Source organism: Inquilinus sp., assembly GCF_039594555.1.
In the GTDB taxonomy this organism is placed as follows: Bacteria; Pseudomonadota; Alphaproteobacteria; order DSM-16000; family Inquilinaceae; genus Inquilinus.
Genome location: NZ_JBCNNF010000429.1, coordinates 1 through 5,802, shown reverse-complemented (window position 1 = coordinate 5,802; position 5,802 = coordinate 1). Strand labels below are relative to the sequence as shown.

Annotated in this window: 5 protein-coding genes; 4 read left to right on the top strand and 1 reads right to left on the bottom strand. The window is 69.6% G+C overall.

Annotated features, from left to right (window positions below):
• On the top strand, window positions 1-1,165 hold a 1,165-nt coding region (locus tag ABDW35_RS30735; protein WP_343717649.1), incomplete at its 5' end, for a heavy metal translocating P-type ATPase.
• A complete protein-coding gene (gene cueR / locus ABDW35_RS30730; RefSeq protein ID WP_343717648.1) occupies window positions 1,162-1,590 on the top strand; it encodes a Cu(I)-responsive transcriptional regulator in 429 nt (142 codons plus the stop codon). The genes ABDW35_RS30735 and cueR, both read left to right, overlap by 4 nt.
• Here cueR and ABDW35_RS30725 read toward each other — a convergent pair.
• Complete coding sequence (locus tag ABDW35_RS30725; protein ID WP_343717647.1) at window positions 1,559-2,854, bottom strand: carbohydrate porin; 1,296 nt, start codon at window positions 2,852-2,854, stop codon at window positions 1,559-1,561. The genes cueR and ABDW35_RS30725 overlap by 32 nt on opposite strands.
• 323 nt (window positions 2,855-3,177) lie before the next feature.
• Between ABDW35_RS30725 and ABDW35_RS30720 the strand changes: the two genes are divergently transcribed.
• Together ABDW35_RS30720 and ABDW35_RS30715 are read left to right on the top strand one after the other, a co-directional pair.
• Window positions 3,178-4,128: a sugar-binding protein gene (locus ABDW35_RS30720; RefSeq protein WP_343717646.1), complete on the top strand. Its 951-nt coding sequence runs from the start codon at window positions 3,178-3,180 to the stop codon at window positions 4,126-4,128.
• A gap of 51 nt (window positions 4,129-4,179) precedes the next feature.
• Window positions 4,180-5,688: a sugar ABC transporter ATP-binding protein gene (locus ABDW35_RS30715; protein ID WP_343717645.1), complete on the top strand. Its 1,509-nt coding sequence runs from the start codon at window positions 4,180-4,182 to the stop codon at window positions 5,686-5,688.
• Window positions 5,689-5,802 lie beyond the last annotated feature (114 nt).

Here is a 5,802-nt window from a genome sequence, read left to right as displayed (position 1 = left end):
GCTCGCCTTCGGGCCCGACCCGGCCCTGGCCTTCGCCCTGGTCAATGCCGTGGCGGTGCTGATCATCGCCTGCCCCTGCGCCATGGGGCTGGCGACGCCGACCTCGATCATGGTCGGCACCGGCCGGGCCGCCGAGTTGGGCGTGCTGTTCCGCAAGGGCGACGCGCTGCAGACCCTGCGCGACGCCCGGGTGATCGCGGTCGACAAGACCGGCACGCTGACCCAGGGCCGGCCGGAGCTGACCGATTTCGACACGCTCGACGGCGTCGACCGCCACCAGGCGCTGCGCCTGGTGGCGGCGGTCGAGGCGCGGTCCGAGCACCCGATCGCCGAGGCCATCGTCGCCGCCGCCAGCGCGCAGGGCTTGGCCCTGCCGGCGGCCGAGGGCTTCGAGGCGGTGCCCGGCCATGGCGTGGCGGCGACGGTCGAAGGCCGCCGCGTCGCGGTCGGCGCCGACCGCCATATGCGGTCGCTGGGCCTGGACCCGTCCGCCTTCGCCGAAACGGCCACCCGGCTGGGCGAGGACGGCAAGTCGCCGCTCTACGCCGCGATCGACGGGCGCCTGGCCGCGATCATCGCGGTGTCGGACCCGGTCAAGCCGTCGACGCCGGAGGCGATCCGCGCGCTGCACGCGCTGGGCCTGACGGTGGCGATGGTGACCGGCGACAACCGCGCCACGGCGGAGGCGATCGCCCGGCGCCTCGGCATCGACGAGGTGGCCGCGGAGGTGCTGCCGGAGGGCAAGGTCGAAGCGGTGAAGCGCCTCGGCACCGGCGGCCGGCGGGTGGCCTTCGTCGGCGACGGCATCAACGACGCGCCGGCCCTGGCCGCGGCCGATGTCGGCATCGCCATCGGCACCGGCACGGACATCGCCATCGAGAGCGCCGATCTGGTGCTGATGTCGGGCGACCTGCGCGGCGTGGCCAACGCCATCGCCCTGTCGCAGGCGACGATCCGCAACATCAAGCAGAACCTGTTCTGGGCCTTCGCCTACAACGCCGCGCTGATCCCGGTCGCCGCCGGCGCGTTGTACCCGGCCCAGGGCTGGCTGCTGTCGCCGATCCTGGCGGCCGGCGCCATGGCGCTGTCGAGCGTCTTCGTCCTGGCCAACGCCTTGCGGCTGCGCCGCTTCCGCGCGCCCTTGCAGGGGGAGACCCAGCCATGAATATCGGCCAGGCGGCCGCCGCCTCCGGCGTTTCCGCCAAGATGATCCGCTACTACGAATCGGTCGGGCTGACCCGGCCGGTGCTGCGCACCGAAGCCGGCTACCGGGTCTACAGCGACGACGACGTGCACACGCTGCGCTTCGTCCGCCGGGCGCGCGACCTGGGCTTCTCGGTCGAGCAGATCGGCGGCCTGCTGGCGCTATGGCACGACCGCGAGCGGTCCAGCGCCGATGTGAAGCGGATCGCGCTGCAGCACGTCGCCGAGCTGGAGCAGAAGGTCGAGGGGCTGAGGCAGATGATCGGCACGCTGCGCCACCTCTCTTCCTGCTGCCACGGCGACGACCGGCCCGACTGCCCGATCCTGGACGACCTGGCGCTGGAGCCGGCCGCGGTCAGAAGTCGATCGAGGTCTTCAGGCCGATGACGACGACATCGTCGTTGTGCCGGGTGCCGCCGGGCAGGTGCACGTACTGGATGTTCGGGCGCGCCATCAGCCAGTCGGTCGCCTGCAGCCCGTAATAGACCTCGAAGGCATATTCGGCGTCCTGGACGGAGACGGGGCCGAGCCCCGCGTCGTTTAGCAGCCGCTGGCCCTTCGCAACGCGGCCGTTGACATGGGTCCGGCCGAAGGCGACGCCGATCTCGTCCTTCGGCCGGGCGTCGAACGGCCCGGTGTAGATCAGGCCGAGCGCGACCTGGTCGTCGATCGTCGAGGTCCGCCGGTCGGCGATGGTGGCGTTGAGGAAGACGCTGAGGCCGCGGGACGGGTCGTCCGGATCCGGCCGCGTCAGCTGCTGCAGGAAGTTGATATAGGCGCCGTACCGCCCGTGCCGGTCCCTGAACGGCCGGCCGGTGAGGACCTCGGGGTTGCCGTCGTCGTCCTCGAACACGTCGGGCGCGGTCGAGGTATCGTACCAGGCCCCGAACTTGTAGCTGCCGGGCAGCCGGGCCGGGCCGAGCGTCGGGGTCCAGCCGAATTCGACCGGGATCATCACCCCGGTGGTGCCGGAGGGGTTGTTCGGCAGCACCGCGTCGGTGACGTTCAGGAAGCCGGGATTCATCTGGTAGGCGCCGGTCTGGATGTAGCCGACGCCGTCGATATTGGCCTTCAGCCGGGTGGCCCATTGGCTGACCGGCCAGTTGTACCAGTAGTTGCCGACGATGTTGCCCGGCATCGAGCCGCAGAAGGTCAGGTTCTGGAACTTGCAGCTGAAGGCGGCGAAATCCTCACCGACGGTCAGCCGGCCGATCTTCCAGTCCAGCAGCCCGGAAAAATATTTCTGGTCGTACCAGAACTGGGTCAGGCGCCAGGTCTGGCCGCGGCCGAACACCTCCTGCACCTGCTGCAGCGTGCCGAGATGCGCGTCGTCGCTGAGGTTGCGGCCGTTGCGGTCGGTGATCGTCAGCTGGATCTTGGCGTCATGCACCCCGAGCAGGCGGTCGAGGTCGAAGGTGGCGCCGAACGACAGCTGGTCGTCATAGCTCAGCTGGTCGCGGGTGCCGCCGGCCGGGTTGTAAGCGAGCTCGGAGGTGTAGCCGAGCTGGACGTCGACGCCGGCCTTGGCGAGATCCGTCCGGAACCCGCCCCAATCCCCGGTCAGCTTTCCGCTTCCCGCATCCTCGGCCAGCGCCGCCCCGCTTCCCGCGAGACCCGCCAGCAGCACCAGGCCCATGGCCATACGCGACATCTTACCGGCCTCCACGGTCCGCCCGGGCGGCGCCATCCGCCGCCGGTCATCGGGGCCGCCGGTGCCGTCTCGTGGGCGGTCGGACCCGGCCCTGAGTCGCCGGGTCCCGGCGATAGGACCTCGGTCGGCATGGAAGGCCGATGGATTGATCGCGTCAACAGGCTGGGCGGTCTGCGGCCGGGCGCAACGATGACAGCGCCTCCGGCCCGGCCCGAAGCGCGCCGGCTTGACCGGTTCGAATCGTTGTGATCCAAATTGTCTGATTATAATAGCAATGCTGCCGGCCCCGCCCGAAGCGGGCCCGGAAAAATGGGAGGAACCTTATGAAGCGCCTCATTCTGGCGGGCCTCGCAGCCGCCGTCGCGTCGGTTCTCGCCATCGGCCCGGCCACCGCCGCCGACAAGACCATCGCCTTCGTCGTCAACGGGTCGTCCGATTTCTGGACCATCGCCCACAAGGGCACCGACAAGGCCGTCTCCGAGCTCAAGGGCTACAGCGTCGAGTTCAAGATCCCCGGCCAGTCCAGCGCCGCCGAGCAGCGCCAGATCGTCGAGGATATGCTGGCCCGTGGCGTCGCCGGCATCGGCATCAGCCCGGTCGACCCGGACAACGCCACGGCGCTGCTGAACAAGGCCGCCGGCCAGGTGCCGCTGTTCACCTTCGACAGCGACGCGCCGAAGAGCAATCGCCTGCTCTACATCGGCACCGACAACGTCGCCGCCGGCGTGCAGGCGGGCGAGCTGATCAAGAAGGCCCTGCCGAACGGCGGCAAGATCATGCTGTTCGTCGGCACGCTGGGCAACGCCAATGCCCGCGAGCGCGTCGACGGCATCAAGAAGGCGATCGCCGGCTCCAAGGTCGAGATCGTCGATGTCCGCACCGACGACATCGACTTCGCCAAGGCCAAGCGCAATGTCGAGGATACGCTGACCAAGTATGACGACCTGGCGATGCTGGTCGGCCTCTACTCCTACAACACGCCGATCATCTATGACGCCATGAAGGCGGCCGGGAAGCTGGGCAAGATCAAGGTCGTCGGCTTCGATGAGGACCCGGTCACCCTGCGCGGCGTGCAGGAGGGCGTGATCGAGGGCACCGTGGTGCAGCAGCCCTATGAGTTCGGCTACCAGACGGTGAAGCTGCTGGCCCAGTACATCGAGGGCGACAAGTCCTTCATCCCGGCGGACCATCTGAAGATCATCCCGACCCGGGTGATCGACAGCAGCAACGTCGCCGATTTCCAGAAGACGATGAAGGAACTGCTGAAGAAGTAAGGCAGGGCGCGGCGGAGGTTCAAGCCTCCGCCGCCGCCGAGGGAGCCGCCGATGACCGATGCCGTCCTCGCCATGGAGGGAATCTCCAAGACCTATCCCGGCGTGCAGGCGCTGAAGGATGTCAGCCTGTCCGTCGGCCGCGGCGAGGTGGTCGGGCTGATCGGCGAGAACGGGGCCGGCAAGTCGACGCTGATGAAGATCCTGGGCGGGGTCGAGGCCCCGACCACGGGCACCGTCACGGTCGGCGGCACCCCGCGCGCGGCGCTGACGGTGCAGGAGGCGATCGCCGCCGGCATCGCCTTCGTGCATCAGGAGTTGAACCTCTTCGACAATCTCGACGTCGCCGCCAATGTCTTCATCGGGCGCGAGCCGCGGCGCTTCGGCCCGCTGAAGCTGGTCCACACCGCCCGGCTGCACGCCGACACGCAGGGGCTGCTGGACCGGCTGGGCGTCGATTTCAAGCCGGCCACGCCGCTGGCCGAGCTGTCGATCGCCCAGCGCCAGATGGTGGAGATCGCCAAGGCGCTGTCGCTGAACGCCCGCATCATCATCATGGACGAGCCGACCTCGAGCCTGACCATCGCCGAGACCCAGACGCTGCTGCGCGTGGTCGGCGAGCTGAAGGCGGCCGGGGTGGCGATCATCTTCATCACCCACCGGCTGGGCGAGATCGAGGCCTGCGCCGACCGCGTGGTGTGCCTGCGCGACGGCCGGCTGGTCGGCGCGCTGGACCGCGAGGAGATCCATCACGACCGCATGGTGCGGATGATGGTCGGCCGCGACCTGCGGGCGCTGTACATCCCGCCCGGCGTCGCGGCGCAGCCGGACGCGGTCGAGATCCGCGGCGTGCGCACCACCGCCTGGCCGGAGCAGGAGGTGACGCTGTCGGTCGGCCGCGGCGAGATCCTGGGCCTGGCCGGCCTGGTCGGGTCCGGCCGCACCGAGCTGGCGCGCGCCGTCTTCGGCATCGACCGGATGCTGGCGGGCGAGGTCCGGCTGGACGGCAAGCCCCTGGCCATCGGGTCGCCCCGCGCCGCCATCGCCCAGGGGCTGTTCCTGGTGCCGGAGGACCGCAAGCGCAGCGGCCTGGTGCTGGACATGACCATCGCCGAGAACGTCACCCTGCCGGGCCTGCGCCAGGTCGCCAGGCGCTGGCTGATCGACGGCCGCGGCGAGGCCAAGGAGGCCGAGGCCCAGCGCGAACGGCTGCGCATCCGCACGCCGTCGGTCACCACCACCGCGCTGAAGCTGTCCGGCGGCAACCAGCAGAAGATCGTGCTGGCGAAATGGCTGACGCTGCAGCCGCGCTTCCTGATCTTCGACGAGCCGACGCGCGGCATCGATGTCGGCGCCAAGTCCGAGATCTACCAGCTGATGCGCAACCTGGCCGACCGCGGCGTGCCGATCCTGATGATCTCCAGCGACATGGAGGAGGTGATCGGCGTCAGCGACCGCATCGCGGTGATGCATGAGGGCCGGATCAGCGGCACACTGAGCCGCGACCGGTTCAGCGAGCCCAACGTCATGCAGCTCGCCGTCGGCCGGCCGCTGGCGGCTTAGCAGGCTACCCCTTCGTGTCATTGCCGGGCTTGACCCGGCAATCCAGAGGGTGTCGACGCTCTCTGGATGCCCGGGTCAAGCCCGGGCATGACAACCAGAGAGAATGCAGAAGAG

Bases quoted from the DNA above. Each gene is read 5' to 3' on its own strand.
- cueR (WP_343717648.1), top strand. From the start codon at position 1,162: ATGAATATCGGCCAGGCGGCCGCCGCCTCCGGCGTTTCCGCCAAGATG.
- ABDW35_RS30725 (WP_343717647.1), bottom strand. From the start codon at position 2,854: ATGTCGCGTATGGCCATGGGCCTGGTGCTGCTGGCGGGTCTCGCGGGA.
- ABDW35_RS30720 (WP_343717646.1), top strand. From the start codon at position 3,178: ATGAAGCGCCTCATTCTGGCGGGCCTCGCAGCCGCCGTCGCGTCGGTT.
- ABDW35_RS30715 (WP_343717645.1), top strand. From the start codon at position 4,180: ATGACCGATGCCGTCCTCGCCATGGAGGGAATCTCCAAGACCTATCCC.